The following is a 12415-nucleotide window of genomic DNA, read 5'->3' as shown; positions in this document are numbered from 1 at the left end:
AGTACAGCCCCGCGCCCCTGAAAGAGGGGCGCGCTACACCACTCCTCCTCGTAAAGGAACCTTCGTCATGCGCAGAGCAACCCTCCGTCGTTCCTGTGCGGCGCTCGCCGCGGTCACCTCCTTCGCGCTCGCCGTCACGGCCTGTGGCGGCACCACGAAGAGCGACGTCAAGGACGACACCGCCTCCGCGGCGGCCACCGGCAAGGCCGACCCGAACGCCGAGCTGAAGAAGGGCCTGACCGTCGGCTTCCTGCCGAAGCAGGTCAACAACCCGTACTTCACCTCCGCCGACAAGGGCGGCGAGGCGGCCCTGAAGGAGCTGGGCTCCAGCTACAAGGAGGTCGGCCCGTCCAGCGCCACGGACACCTCCGGCCAGGTGAACTACGTCAACACGCTCACCCAGCAGCAGGTCGACGCCATGGCCGTCTCCGCGCAGGACCCGGGTGCGCTGTGCACCGCGCTCAAGCAGGCCATGAGCAACGACATCAAGGTCGTCACCTACGACTCCGACACCAAGCCGGAGTGCCGCAACGCCTTCGTCTCGCAGGCCAGCGCCGAGGACCTGGGCCGCACCGAGGTCCAGCTGCTCGCCGAGCAGATCGGCTACAAGGGCGAGATCGCGGTCCTGTCGGCCGCGCAGACCGCGACCAACCAGAACACCTGGATCGAGTTCATGAAGGACGAACTCACGGACCCGAAGTACAAGGACATCAAGCTCGTCAAGGTCGCCTACGGTGACGACGACGCCCAGAAGTCCTTCCAGCAGACCCAGGGCCTGCTCCAGGAGTACCCGAACCTGAAGGGGATCATCTCCCCGACCACGGTCGGCATCAAGGCGGCCGCCCAGTACCTGTCGGGCTCCAAGTACAAGGGCAAGGTCAAGCTGACCGGCCTCGGCACCCCCAACGACATGCGCAAGTACGTCAAGGACGGCACCGTCGAGGGCTTCGAGCTGTGGGACCCGGCGAAGCTCGGCGAGCTGGCCGCCCGTACCGCGGTGGCACTGGTCTCCGGCCAGATCACCGGCAAGGAGGGCGAGACCTTCACCGCCGGTGACATGGGCGAGTACACCATCGGCAAGGACGGCGTCATCAGCCTCGGCAAGCCGACCGTGTTCAACAAGGAGAACATCGACCAGTTCAACTTCTGATCGCCGCGGTCGAGTCGTAGCCACCCCCCCTCACCCCAGGAGCGGTATCTCATGCAGCGCGTCTGCTTCCTGCTCAAGGTCCGACAGGACCGGATCGACGAGTACCGCGAGCGGCACGCAGCCGTGTGGCCGGAGATGCTTCAGGCTCTCTCGGCCACCGGCTGGCACAACTACTCCCTCTTCCTGCGTGACGACGGCCTGCTCGTCGGCTATCTGGAGACCGAGGACTTCCAGGCGGCGCTCGCCGGCATGGAGGCCGCCGAGGTCAACGCCCGCTGGCAGAAGGAGATGGCACCGTTCTTCGAGTCCCTCGACGGCGCCCGGCCCGATGAAGCCATGAAGCCGCTCACCGAGGTCTTCCACCTCGCCTGAGGCCTTGTTACTCCTCCCCGTCGCCAGACCCCCTCCCGTACCCGCACCTCGATCGACAATGGAGTCCCGAGATGAAGAGACGTACGCTGCTGGGCGCCGCGCTCGCCGGTGCCGCGGTGACCCCCGTCCTCGGTGCCGCGACCGCCCGGGCCGCCGACCCCGGCCCTTCCGTCAGCCAGACCGGCAACACGCTGCTCGACAGCCAGGCCATCTTCTTCGTGTCCTACGACGGCCTGGTCAACAACAACTCGTTCCAGAAGAACGGTCTGCTGACCTACAAGGGCTACCAGTACGCCGTCTGGTACACCGCCGACCGCAACGCCGTCGTCGGCCGCCGCGTCCTCGGCTCCAGCACCTGGTCCACCGTCAAGGTCGGCCACACGCTCCGCTACAACGACTCCCACAACGTCATCTCCATGGGCGTCTCCAAGGTCGACGGCCGCCTCCACCTCAACATGGACTCGCACAGCGACGGCTTCACCTACGTCAAGTCGGCCGCCGGTCTCATGGACAACCCGGCCGGGCTGAGCTGGACCGCGAGCCGCTTCGGCGCCCCGCAGTCCACCCTCGACGGGCTGGCGCTCACCTCGCAGTTCACGTACCCGCAGTTCGTCTCGATGCCCGACGGCAAGCTCCAGCTGAGCTACCGCGTCGGCATCTCCGGCAACGGCCGCAACGCCATCGCCGAGTACAACGGCACCTCCTGGACCAACCTCGGCGAGTGGACCAGCTCCACCGGCACGTACACCAGCGAGCACGGCTCCAGCACCGTCCGCAACATGTACCTGCACGGCATCGACTACGACAGGAACGGCCGCCTGCACTCCTTCTTCACCTGGCGGGAGCAGAACGGCGCCGTGATGTGCAACGGCGGCGGCATCACCAACCACGACACCGGCTACGTCTACTCGGACGACCTGGGCCGCACCTGGCGCAACAACGCGGGCACCGCCGTCGGCACCACCGGCGGCTCCGACAAGGTCGCCGTCACCGACAGCGGACTGGTGATCGACGCGCTGAACCCGGACCACTCCCTGATGAACCAGGAGAGCCAGTCCACCGACTCGGCCGGCCGCCCGCACGCGATCATCAGCTATGTCCCGGGCCGCTTCGGCCAGTGCACGACGAACTACGTGGCCAACCGCACCGCGAACGGCCGCGCCTTCCACGTCCGCAAGAACGCCTCCGGCACCTGGCAGAAGACCGAGATCCCGGTCGCGCTCGGCTCCAGCCAGCGCACCAAGCTGGCCCTGGACAAGTACAACAACGCGTACGCGATCCTGCCCTTCGGCCGGATATGGGGAGCGTCCGCGGCCTCCGGTTACACCGACTGGAAGGTGCTGTTCGACGCCAGCGGCCTCAACGCCTTCGGCGAAGTAGTGATCGACGAGTCCCGGATCGCCCAGGACAATGTCCTGTCTGTGCTGTACCAGGTGAAGTCCAGCGGTACGACCCCGTCGGCGCTCCGCGTCATCGACTTCTCCCTGCCCGCCTGATCCCCGCACCAGGGGCACGTTTCTGCGCCTGACCGGGCCGTTCATGAGTTGGCCCCGAAGGTAATGTGAACGTACGCCCGCCGCTCCGTACCTTCCTGGAGGTCCCTGTCCGATGTCGCAGCCGGTGGGTATCAAGGACGTGGCCGCCGCCGCCGGAGTCTCCGTCGGCACGGTCTCCAACGTCATCAACCGGCCGGACTCGGTGGCCTCCGGGACCCGGGCCCGGGTGCTGGCCGCGATCGACCACCTCGGCTATGTCCGCAGCGAGTCGGCGCGCCAGCTGAGGGCCGGGCGGAGCCGGATCATGGGGCTGCTCGTGCTCGACATGGGCAACCCCTTCTTCGTCGACGTCGCGCGCGGTGCCGAGCGGGCCGCGCGCGACGCGGGACTCGGCGTGATGGTCTGCAACAGCGCGCAGAGCGCGGGCGAGGAGTCCGAGTACCTCTCGCTCTTCGCCGAACAGCGGGTGCGCGGCGTCCTGCTCACCCCCGCCGACGCGACGGGACGCAACATCGAGGCGTTCCGCCGCCACGGCATCCCCTTCGTCCTCGTCGACCGGGTCGCCGAGGGCACCACCGAGTGCTCGGTGTCCGTCGACGACGTCGCGGGTGGCGCGCTCGCCGTACGGCATCTGGTCGACGCGGGTCACCGTTCCTTCGCGTACGTCAGCGGACCGGCGGGCCTCAACCAGGTACGCGACCGCCGTACGGGCGCCCTCAACGCCCTGCGCGAGGCGGGACTCGGCGCCGACACCCTGCGGGAGCTGCCCACCGAGCGCCTCGACGTGGCCGCCGGGCGTGACGCGGGCGCCCGCCTCCTCGGCCTCGCCGACCGCCCCACCGCCGTCTTCTGCGCCAACGACCTGCTCGCCCTCGGCGTGCTCCAGGCCATGTACGCGGCCGGCGTGAGCGTCCCCGACGACCTCGCCATCGTCGGCTACGACGACATCGAGTTCGCCGCCGCGGCCGCCGTCCCCCTCACCTCCGTACGGCAGCCCGCCGTCACCATGGGCGCCCTCGCCGCCGAGCTCCTCCTGGAGGAGACCGAGGCCGAGACCGCGCCCACCCCGCACGAGCACCGGCGGGTCGTCCTCCAGCCGGAACTGGTGGTACGGCGCTCCAGCCTCTCGGCACGCTGAGCCGTCATTCAGTAGAGGTTCCCGGGAATTTCTTGATCCACGGTGTCGGCCGGACGAAGAATCTGTGCTGGACTGGACCACGGCCTGGAATCCGTCCGTTCAAGGAGCCCTGTTGTCCGTCAGCTACCGGCAGCCCGGTGTCGTCCTCACCGACCGCCGCTTCACCGTCCCCCTCGACCACGACGACCCGGCGGGGGAGCGGATCGAGCTCTACGCGCGCGAGGTCGTCGCGAGCGACAGGACGGACGCCGAACTGCCCTGGCTGGTCTATCTGCAGGGCGGCCCCGGCTTCGGGGCGAACCGTTTCATCGGCCGTGAGGCATGGCTGGACCGGGCCCTGGAGGAGTACCGGGTCCTGCTCCTGGACCAGCGCGGCACGGGTGCCTCCACCCCCGCCAACCGCCAGACCCTCCCGCTGCGCGGCGGCCCCGGCGAACAGGCCGACTACCTCGCCCACTTCCGCGCCGACTCCATCGTCCGCGACTGCGAGGCCATCCGCCGCCAGGTCACCGGCGGTGCCCCCTGGGCCGTCCTCGGCCAGAGCTTCGGCGGCTTCTGCGCGGTCACCTATCTGTCCCGCGCGCCCGAGGGCCTGAGCACCGCCGTCATCACCGGCGGACTGCCCTCCCTCGACGCGAGCGCCGACGACGTCTACCGGGCGGCCTACCCACGCATCGAACGCAAGGTCGCCGGGCACTACGCGCGCTACCCGCAGGACGTCGAGCGGGCCCGGCAGATCGCCGAGCACCTTCTCCAGCACGACGTCGCCCTGCCGAACGGCTACCGGTTCACCGTCGAGGCGTTCCAGTCCCTCGGCAACCTCCTCGGCCGCGGCGACGGCAGCCACCGGCTGCACTTCCTGCTGGAGGACGCCTTCGTCCGCACACCGCAGGGCATCACCCTGGCCGACTCCTTCCAGGAGGAGGTCCAGGGCCTGCTGTCGTACGCGGGCCACCCGCTGTACGCACTTCTCCATGAGGCGTGCTACGGACAGGACGCGGGCCCCACGGACTGGGCGGCGGAGCGGGTGCGCGGCGAGTTCCCGCAGTTCGACGCCGCCAAGACGCTGACCGGCGACGGTCCGCTGCTGTTCACGGGCGAGTCCGTGCACCCCTGGATGTTCGACAACGACCCCGCCCTGCGCCCGCTGCGCGAGGCCGCGCAGGAGCTGGCCGGACAGCGGGGGTGGCTGCCCCTCTACGAACCGGACCGCCTCGCCGTCAACGAGGTCCCGGTCGCCGCAGCGGTCTACCACGACGACATGTACGTCGACACCGCCCACTCCCTGACGACTGCCCGCGCCATCCGGGGCCTGCGCACCTGGGTCACGGACGAGTTCGAGCACGACGGTGTACGGGCCGGGGGACCGAGGGTGCTGGACCGGCTGCTGGCGCTGACACGCGACGAGGAGTGAGCGCGGACCGGCTGTCAGTGCTCAGGGCTACTGTGCCGGCATGACCGACCCGCAGAAGGATCCGCCGGCCCAGCTCAAGCCGATGCCCGACGACTGGCGGCGCGCCCTCGCCGTGGTGGCCCACCCGGACGACCTCGAATACGGCTGCTCGGCGGCGATCGCCGCCTGGACCGACGCGGGCCGCGAGGTCGCGTACGTCCTGGCGACGCGCGGCGAGGCCGGCATCGACACCCTGGAGCCCGCGGAGTGCGGCCCGCTGCGCGAGAGGGAGCAGCGGGCGAGCGCGGCCGTCGTGGGCGTGTCCGACGTCGAGTTCCTCGACCACGAGGACGGCGTCATCGAGTACGGCCTTGCGCTGCGCCGGGACATCGCGGCCGCCATCCGCAGACACCGCCCCGAACTGCTCATCACCCTCAACCACCGCGACACCTGGGGCGGGGTCGCCTGGAACACCCCCGATCACGTGGCGGTGGGCCGCGCCACCCTGGACGCCGCCGGTGACGCCGGGAACCGCTGGATCTTCCCGGAACTGGTCGAGCAGGGCCTGGAGCCCTGGGACGGCGTCCGCTGGGTCGCCGTCGCCGGTTCCTGGACCCCCACCCACGCCGTCGACGCCACCCCCGGCCTCGACCGCGCGGTCGCCTCCCTCCTCGAACACCGCACCTACCTGGAGGCGTTGACGAAGAAGGACCCGGAGACATACGCACGCGAGTTCCTCACCGGCTACGCCCGGACCACGGGGGAGCGGTTCGGCGGCAGACCGGCCGTGGCGTTCGAGGTGTTCGCCCGGTGAAGGGCGTCCAGGGCGGGGTGCGGCTGGAGCCGTGGTCGGAGGACGACTTCTGGCTGCTCCGGCGCATCAACAGCCCCCAGATGACGGAACATGTGGGCGGCCCGGAGACCGAGGAGGCGCTCATCACCCGGCACCGCCGTTATCTCGACGTGGCGGCCGGGCAGATGTACCGGGTCGCGCTGGCGGACTCCGGCGAGACCGTCGGATCGATCGGCTACTGGGAACACGACTGGCGGGGCGAGACCGTGTGGGAGACCGGATGGGGTGTTCTGCCCGAGTTCCAGGGCCGGGGCCTCGCCGTTCGCGCCGCCCGGGCGGTCGTCGAGGTGGCGCGGGACTCGAACACGCACCGGTACCTGCACGCGCTGCCAAGCGTGGGCAACGCCGCGTCGAACGCGGTGTGCCGCAGGGCGGGGTTCACCCTGCTCGGCGAGGTCTTCGCGGAGTACCCGAAGGGGCACTGGAGCATGTCGAACGACTGGCGGCTGGATCTGGGGCGGGCCTGACCGCCGGGTTCAGGCGGCGAGTGCGTGGCTGAGCCTTCGCCGTGGGGCGACGACGCTGCCGTCCGGGAGGAGTTCACCGGTGTCGTCGAAGACGATCCTGCCGTCGCAGAGCAGGTTCCAGCCCTGTTCCGGGTGGGCGGAGACGATCACGGCGGTGTGGTGGTCGGTGCCGTCGGCGGCGGGGCGGGCGGGCCGGTGGGTGCACATGATTCTCCTCAGGGGATGCGTCCGAGGCGTCCGCCTCGGTCGTGGCGGAGCTTGTTCTCAGGTGTATGAGAGACCCCTCCGCACTCGAAAACTGATCGGCGAGATCTCGTTAGGGTGAACCGTATGGAACAAGGATCCGGTGAGGCCCTCGATCTGCATGACCTGCGCGATCTGCGCGCGGACTGCGGCAGCTGCTTCGGCCTGTGCTGCGTCGCCCTGCCCTTCGCCGCCTCGTCCGACTTCGCCGTCGACAAGGCCGCGGGCAAGGCGTGCGGCAACCTCGGGGAAGACTTCCGGTGCGGTATCCACACCCGGCTCAGGGACGAGGGGTTCAACGGCTGCACGGTCTACGACTGCTTCGGCGCCGGGCAGAAGGTCTCCCAGGTCACCTTCGGGGGCGAGAACTGGCGTACGGGCGGCCGTGAGCACGCCCGGCGGATGTTCGACGTCTTCCCGGTCGTCCGCCAACTCCATGAGCTGCTCTGGTACTTGACCGAGTCGCTGACCCTCCCCGCCGCCCGCCCGGTGCACGCCGACCTCCGCCGGGCACTCGACGAGACCGAGCGGCTGACCGGGCAGACCGCCGAGGAACTGGGCGAGCTGGATGTCGCCGCGCACCGGCAGCGCGTCAACGAACTGCTGCTGAAGGTCAGTGACCTCGTGCGAGCGGGCGCCGGGCGCAAGCGGAACCGCCGGGGCGCCGATCTCGTCGGCGCCCGCCTCAAGGGCGCCGACCTCAGGAAGGCCAACCTCCGTGGTGCCTACCTCATAGCCGCCGACCTGACCGGAGCCGATCTGCGCGGCGCGGACCTGATAGGCGCCGACCTCCGTGACACCGACCTCACCGACGCGGACCTGACCGGCGCCTTCTTCCTGACCCAGCCCCAGGTCAACGCGGCACGCGGCAGCGCCGGGACACGCCTGCCGGCGTCAGTCACCCGCCCCGGTCACTGGACAGCGTGACGGCGACGACGGCGACGAGGGCACCTGTGGGGCACCCGGCCCCACAGGTGCCCGGCGCTCCACGTTCAGCCGCAGCCCGTCCGGCATCAGGGTCAGCCGCTCCGCCACCCGCAGCCGGTACGTCGGCTCCGGCCTCAGCTCGTACCGGCGCAGCAGCAACCCCAGCACCAACGCGGCCTCGTGGAGCGCGAACTGGCGGCCGATGCAGGCCCGCGCACCCGTGCCGAACGGCTTGAACGTGTGCGGGGCCCGGCCGCGTACCGCCGCCGCGTCGAACCGGTCCGGGTCGAACCGCTCGGCGTCCGCACCCCAGACCTCCGGGTCCCGGTGCAGCATCGCCGTCAGCACCAGCGCCCAGGCGCCCCGCCGCATCGGATGGGCCCCGCCCAGCACGGTGTCCTCGCGGGCCTCCCGCGAGAATGCGGGCGCCGTCGGCCACAGCCGCAGCGCCTCGTCCAGCACCCGGCGTACATACCGCAGCTTGGCCACCTGCTCGTAGCCGGGCCGCACGGTGTCGCCCCACACCTGGACCACCTCGGCGCGGGCGCGGGCGGCGAGGTCCGGATACCGGGCGAGGTAGTGCAGGGCGAAGGAGAGGGCGCCCGAGGTGGTCTCGTGCCCGGCCACCAGGAAGGTGATGACCTGGCGCCGGACGTTCTCGGCGGACAGCCGCTCCCCGGTCTCCGGACGCGCGGTCTCCAGCATCCGGTCGAGCAGGTCACCGTCACCGCCCCCGGCACTACGGCCGCCGGTACCGGCGCCACCGGAAGACCGCCGCGCCCGCACCACCGCGTCGACCGTCTCGTTCAGGTACGCCATGTCCGCCTGGTTGTGCCGGGCGGCACGGCGCAGCAGCAGCGGCACCAGCGGGTCGGGGACGGTGTTGCGGCGCTGCGCGTACGTCAGGGTGCCGACCATGGCGGCGACGAAGGGGTGCGGCCGGTCGCGCTCGAAGGAGCCGAAGTCGTGGCCGAAGCCGGTGCGGGCGATCGTCTCCAGCGTCAGCTTGGTCATGTCGCCGGGCACGTCCACGGTGTCGCCCGCCGTGCCCGCCCGGTCCCAGTGCTCCATCAGCCGCTCGGCGACGTCGAGCATCATCGGGTGGTAGCCGGCCATGGCCTCCCGGCTGAAACCCGGGGCGAGAACGTCGTGCGCGAGTTGCCAGTTGGGCTCGTGGTTGTACGCCGTGAAGAGCCCGTCCCCGGCCACCGGGCGCAGATTGGCGACCCCCAGGCCCACGTGCTTGGCGAACCGTGACTCGTCCGCCATCTCGGCCGCGAGCCCGGCGCCCCCGACGAACACGATCTCCTTGCCGAACGCCTTCCGCCGGAAGACCGGCCCGAGCCGCCGCCCGAGGCGCAGGGAGTCCTGGATCGGCGTACGCACGTTCGTGCCGAGCGCGTCGCCGATGACGGGCAACCGGTACGGCGGGTGGGGTATGCGGTGCAACTCGGGCCAGCCCAGCTCCGCGCTGCGGAAACCCCTGGCGGCCGCGGTCCCCGTCGTCGCCGTCATGACCACATCTCCCTCGCGCGCACGCCGTGCCGAAGCCGTTGCGGCTGTTGTACTCGGGTTCAATAGCGGGATCAGTCTCGTCCCGTTGTTGAACTCACGTCAAGTAAGGTGACGGCATGGCAGCCAGGCAGGGAGAGCGCCCGCGTCGTCGGCTCAGCACCGAGGAGCGGCGGGAGCAGCTCCTCGCGGTCGGAGCCCGGCTCTTCTCGGAGAGCCCGTACGACGACGTGTGGATCGAGCAGGTGGCCGAGATCGCCGGTGTCTCCCGCGGGCTGCTCTACCACTACTTCCCGAACAAGCGGGACTTCTTCGCGGCCGTCGTGGAGCGCGAGAGCGAGCGGATGCTGCGGATCATGACCCCCGCCCCGGGCCGGTCGGCGCGCGAGCGGCTCACCAACGGGCTCGACGCGTTCCTCGCGTACGTCGAGGAGCACGCCCACGGCTTCCGGGCCTTCCACCGCGCCGACGCCACCGGAGACCAGGCCGTGCGCAAGGTCTACCAGCGTGCGCTGGCCGCGCAGGAGGCGCGGATCCTGGCGGCGCTGGCGTCGGACGCCGAGTTCGGGGCGGCGCTCGACGGGCGACCGGAGATGCGGCTCGCCGTGCGCGGGTGGCTGTCGTTCACGACGGCCGTCTGCCTGGAGTGGCTGAGGGGTTCGGAGTTGTCCCGCGAGCAGGTGCGGGATCTGTGCGCGCGGGCGCTTTTCGGGGTCCTTGTCACCTGAGCCGGTTCGCTGCGGCGAAACAGAGAGTCCACAGACTGGCCGCTGGTGGTTGGCGTACGCCCCGATCTTCGATAGGTTAGGCAAGGCTTACCTAAGGGAGGTTTGGGATGGGTGACCGTCACACCTGGACGGCCGCGCCCGCCGCGGCGGAGCGTGCCCGCTCGGTGCTCGCGGCGGCGTGGTCCTGCGCGGTGACCGCCGAGGGCGGCCGCGAGGAGTTCGTCGGCGCGCACACCGTCACCGAGGACGGCCGGGTGATCCTGTGCGTCCCCGAGGACAGTACGCTCGTCGCCGCCGCGATCTGCGCACCGCGCGGCGAGCCGTCCGCCGTGCTGGAGTTCGCCGACGTGGCGCCCGTCCCCGTGCGCAACCGTATCCGGGCCCGGCTCTGGATCGCCGGCTGGTTCGCGCCCAAGGACGGAGACCTGGAGTTCCGGCCCACCCGCATCGTGCTGCGCGAGCCGTCCGGCGCGGTCGTGGTCGACCTCGACGAGTTCGCCGCCGCCGAGCCGGATCCGCTGGCCACGGCCGAGTCACGGCTGCTGACCCACCTCGCCGACGCGCACCCCGACGCCGTCGAGCGCCTCACCCGGCTCGTCCCGCACGACAGCCTGCACGGCGCCGTACGGGTCCAGCCGCTCGCCGTCGACCGGCACGGCCTGACCCTGCGCATCGAGCGGGCCCGCGGCAACGGAGACGTACGCCTGACGTTCCACAAGCCCGCCGACGACATGGCGCAGCTCACCGAGCGCATGCACATCCTGCTCTCCCGGGCGAGCGCCGCCTCCTGCCCGCGCGCTCTACAGCGGCAGCGCACAGACGGCGACGGGTGACGCGAACGGCTCGCCCGCGCGCCGCAGTTCACCTGTCTCGGGGTCGACCTGGAAGACGCTGACCGCGCTAGACCGCTGCAGCGCGGCGAACAGCAGACCCCCGTCCGGTGAGAGGGCGATCTGGCGGGGGAAGTCCCCGCCGACCGGCACGGTGTCGAGGAGCTTCAGCCGTGCGCCTTCCGCCTCGACCGCGTAGCGCGTCAGGCTGTCGTGCCCCCGGTTGGCCAGATACGCATGCGAGCCGTCCGGCGTCACGACCAGCTGCGCCGGGTAGTTCGTGCCCGAGCCCGTGCCCGTGGACTGCGGGTCGCCCGGGGTGAGCCGGCCGCTGCCGGGGTCGTAGGCGCAGACCACGACCGTGTTGTCGGCCTCGCCTGCGAGATAGGCGTACCGGCCCCCGGGATGGAAGGTGAGGTGCCGCGGCCCCGCACCCGACCGGGTGCGCGCCCGGGAGACCTCGGTGAGTGTGCCCCGGGACTCGTCCAGGCGGTAGGTGTAGACCGTGTCGGTGCCCAGATCGACGGCGAGGACGTGACCGCCGTCGGGACTGGTGACGATCTGGTGCGCGTGCGGCCCGTCCTGCCCCGGCCCCGGCGCCGGACTGCTGTGCACCACGAGATCCGTGCGCTCGCCCAGCGCGCCCGACTCCTCGACGGGGTGCACGGCGACACTGCCCGAGCCGTAGTTCGCGCTCAGCAGCCACCGCCCGCTCGGGTGCACCGACAGCTGGCAGGGGGCCTCGCCGCCGCTGCTCCGGGTGCCGAGAACCTTGCGGTCGGACAGCCGTACGGCGGTCACCCCGCCGTCCGCGCGCTCGTTCACGGCGTACAGCGTCCGGCCGTCCGGGTGTACGGCGAGATACGACGGGTCGGCGACACCGGTGATCGTCCCTTTGCCCGTGATACGCCCGCTCCGGGCGTCGTACGTCGCCACGCCGACGCCGGTGCCACCGCCCTCGACCGACGTGTACGTGCCGATGTAGAGCGGCTGGGGGCCGGTGCGGGCGGGGGAGGGCGAGGCGGTCGCGGACTCGGTTCCCGCCCCGGCTTCCGCCTCCGCCTGCGCCGAAGGAGCTGTCGGGGCGTTCTGCGCGGGAGAGGGCGACGTGGGTCCGGCCGTCTCGTCGGAGCCCGCGCAACCGGCCAGGGCGGTCGGTACGGCCGCCCCCGCCAGCAGCCCCAGGACGCGGCGCCTGCTCCAGCCGCCTCGGTCCTCTGCCGCCTCACTCGTCATTCGTGCACCTCGGGTGTCGCTCGTCTCGGCCGTCACCACCTTGACGGCTACGAGCGCCTCCGCGCAAATG

At 71.2% G+C, this 12415-nt stretch carries 13 protein-coding genes; 10 read left to right on the top strand and 3 right to left on the bottom strand.

Annotation, left to right across the window (positions count from 1 at the left end; genetic code table 11):
- Nucleotides 1–67: 67 nt before the first annotated feature.
- The 7 genes from rhaS to ACFU53_RS28480 all read left to right on the top strand — a co-directional run bounded on the left by rhaS (nt 68) and on the right by ACFU53_RS28480 (nt 6869).
- A complete protein-coding gene (gene rhaS, locus ACFU53_RS28510) occupies nt 68–1150 on the top strand; it encodes a rhamnose ABC transporter substrate-binding protein (RefSeq protein WP_383998324.1) in 1083 nt (360 codons plus the stop codon).
- Nucleotides 1151–1201: 51 nt separating this feature from the next.
- On the top strand, nt 1202–1522 hold the full coding sequence (locus tag ACFU53_RS28505) for an L-rhamnose mutarotase (protein WP_046705789.1): 321 nt from the start codon (nt 1202–1204) through the stop codon (nt 1520–1522).
- Between the two features lie 71 nt (nt 1523–1593).
- A complete protein-coding gene (locus tag ACFU53_RS28500; RefSeq protein ID WP_383998320.1) occupies nt 1594–3018 on the top strand; it encodes a BNR repeat-containing protein in 1425 nt (474 codons plus the stop codon).
- A 112-nt stretch (nt 3019–3130) separates the two neighbouring features.
- Nucleotides 3131–4156 carry a LacI family DNA-binding transcriptional regulator gene (locus tag ACFU53_RS28495; RefSeq protein ID WP_383998317.1) on the top strand — a complete coding sequence of 342 codons (1026 nt, stop codon included), beginning with the start codon at nt 3131–3133 and terminating at the stop codon, nt 4154–4156.
- Nucleotides 4157–4268: 112 nt separating this feature from the next.
- Nucleotides 4269–5570: an alpha/beta fold hydrolase gene (locus ACFU53_RS28490; RefSeq protein ID WP_383998314.1), complete on the top strand. Its 1302-nt coding sequence runs from the start codon at nt 4269–4271 to the stop codon at nt 5568–5570.
- A gap of 40 nt (nt 5571–5610) precedes the next feature.
- Nucleotides 5611–6363 carry a PIG-L deacetylase family protein gene (locus tag ACFU53_RS28485; RefSeq protein WP_383998311.1) on the top strand — a complete coding sequence of 251 codons (753 nt, stop codon included), beginning with the start codon at nt 5611–5613 and terminating at the stop codon, nt 6361–6363.
- Nucleotides 6360–6869: a GNAT family N-acetyltransferase gene (locus tag ACFU53_RS28480; RefSeq protein WP_383998308.1), complete on the top strand. Its 510-nt coding sequence runs from the start codon at nt 6360–6362 to the stop codon at nt 6867–6869. The genes ACFU53_RS28485 and ACFU53_RS28480 overlap by 4 nt, the downstream gene beginning before the upstream one ends.
- A gap of 9 nt (nt 6870–6878) precedes the next feature.
- On the opposite strand, the gene ACFU53_RS28475 is transcribed toward ACFU53_RS28480, so the two are convergent.
- Nucleotides 6879–7076, bottom strand: a complete 198-nt coding sequence (locus tag ACFU53_RS28475; RefSeq protein WP_383998306.1) for a DUF5999 family protein — start codon at nt 7074–7076, stop codon at nt 6879–6881.
- A 123-nt stretch (nt 7077–7199) separates the two neighbouring features.
- Here ACFU53_RS28475 and ACFU53_RS28470 point away from each other — a divergent pair, with 123 nt between their 5' ends.
- Complete coding sequence (locus ACFU53_RS28470) at nt 7200–8039, top strand: pentapeptide repeat-containing protein (protein WP_383998303.1); 840 nt, start codon at nt 7200–7202, stop codon at nt 8037–8039.
- Here the strand turns inward: ACFU53_RS28470 and ACFU53_RS28465 are convergent.
- The gene (locus ACFU53_RS28465; protein WP_383998301.1) at nt 8007–9554 is read right to left on the bottom strand and encodes a cytochrome P450; all 1548 of its coding nucleotides are present in this window, start codon (nt 9552–9554) and stop codon (nt 8007–8009) included. The two genes, ACFU53_RS28470 and ACFU53_RS28465, sit on opposite strands and share 33 nt — an antisense overlap.
- Before the next feature lie 116 nt (nt 9555–9670).
- Between ACFU53_RS28465 and ACFU53_RS28460 the strand changes: the two genes are divergently transcribed.
- Together ACFU53_RS28460 and ACFU53_RS28455 are read left to right on the top strand one after the other, a co-directional pair.
- The gene (locus ACFU53_RS28460) at nt 9671–10279 is read left to right on the top strand and encodes a TetR/AcrR family transcriptional regulator (RefSeq protein ID WP_383998299.1); all 609 of its coding nucleotides are present in this window, start codon (nt 9671–9673) and stop codon (nt 10277–10279) included.
- Between the two features lie 107 nt (nt 10280–10386).
- Entirely contained in the window at nt 10387–11112 is a 726-nt protein-coding gene (locus ACFU53_RS28455) for a DUF2470 domain-containing protein (protein WP_383998296.1), read from the top strand.
- On the opposite strand, the gene ACFU53_RS28450 is transcribed toward ACFU53_RS28455, so the two are convergent.
- Nucleotides 11080–12345: a lactonase family protein gene (locus ACFU53_RS28450; protein WP_383998356.1), complete on the bottom strand. Its 1266-nt coding sequence runs from the start codon at nt 12343–12345 to the stop codon at nt 11080–11082. The two genes, ACFU53_RS28455 and ACFU53_RS28450, sit on opposite strands and share 33 nt — an antisense overlap.
- Nucleotides 12346–12415 lie beyond the last annotated feature (70 nt).

The organism is Streptomyces sp. NPDC057474 (assembly GCF_042802555.1).
In the GTDB taxonomy this organism is placed as follows: Bacteria; Actinomycetota; Actinomycetes; order Streptomycetales; family Streptomycetaceae; genus Streptomyces.
This window is presented reverse-complemented; position numbering and strand designations above follow the sequence as displayed.

Bases quoted from the DNA above. Each gene is read 5' to 3' on its own strand.
- rhaS (WP_383998324.1), top strand. From the start codon at position 68: ATGCGCAGAGCAACCCTCCGTCGTTCCTGTGCGGCGCTCGCCGCGGTC.
- ACFU53_RS28505 (WP_046705789.1), top strand. From the start codon at position 1,202: ATGCAGCGCGTCTGCTTCCTGCTCAAGGTCCGACAGGACCGGATCGAC.
- ACFU53_RS28500 (WP_383998320.1), top strand. From the start codon at position 1,594: ATGAAGAGACGTACGCTGCTGGGCGCCGCGCTCGCCGGTGCCGCGGTG.
- ACFU53_RS28495 (WP_383998317.1), top strand. From the start codon at position 3,131: ATGTCGCAGCCGGTGGGTATCAAGGACGTGGCCGCCGCCGCCGGAGTC.
- ACFU53_RS28485 (WP_383998311.1), top strand. From the start codon at position 5,611: ATGACCGACCCGCAGAAGGATCCGCCGGCCCAGCTCAAGCCGATGCCC.
- ACFU53_RS28475 (WP_383998306.1), bottom strand. From the start codon at position 7,076: ATGTGCACCCACCGGCCCGCCCGCCCCGCCGCCGACGGCACCGACCAC.
- ACFU53_RS28470 (WP_383998303.1), top strand. From the start codon at position 7,200: ATGGAACAAGGATCCGGTGAGGCCCTCGATCTGCATGACCTGCGCGAT.
- ACFU53_RS28465 (WP_383998301.1), bottom strand. From the start codon at position 9,554: ATGACGGCGACGACGGGGACCGCGGCCGCCAGGGGTTTCCGCAGCGCG.
- ACFU53_RS28460 (WP_383998299.1), top strand. From the start codon at position 9,671: ATGGCAGCCAGGCAGGGAGAGCGCCCGCGTCGTCGGCTCAGCACCGAG.
- ACFU53_RS28455 (WP_383998296.1), top strand. From the start codon at position 10,387: ATGGGTGACCGTCACACCTGGACGGCCGCGCCCGCCGCGGCGGAGCGT.
- ACFU53_RS28450 (WP_383998356.1), bottom strand. From the start codon at position 12,345: ATGACGAGTGAGGCGGCAGAGGACCGAGGCGGCTGGAGCAGGCGCCGC.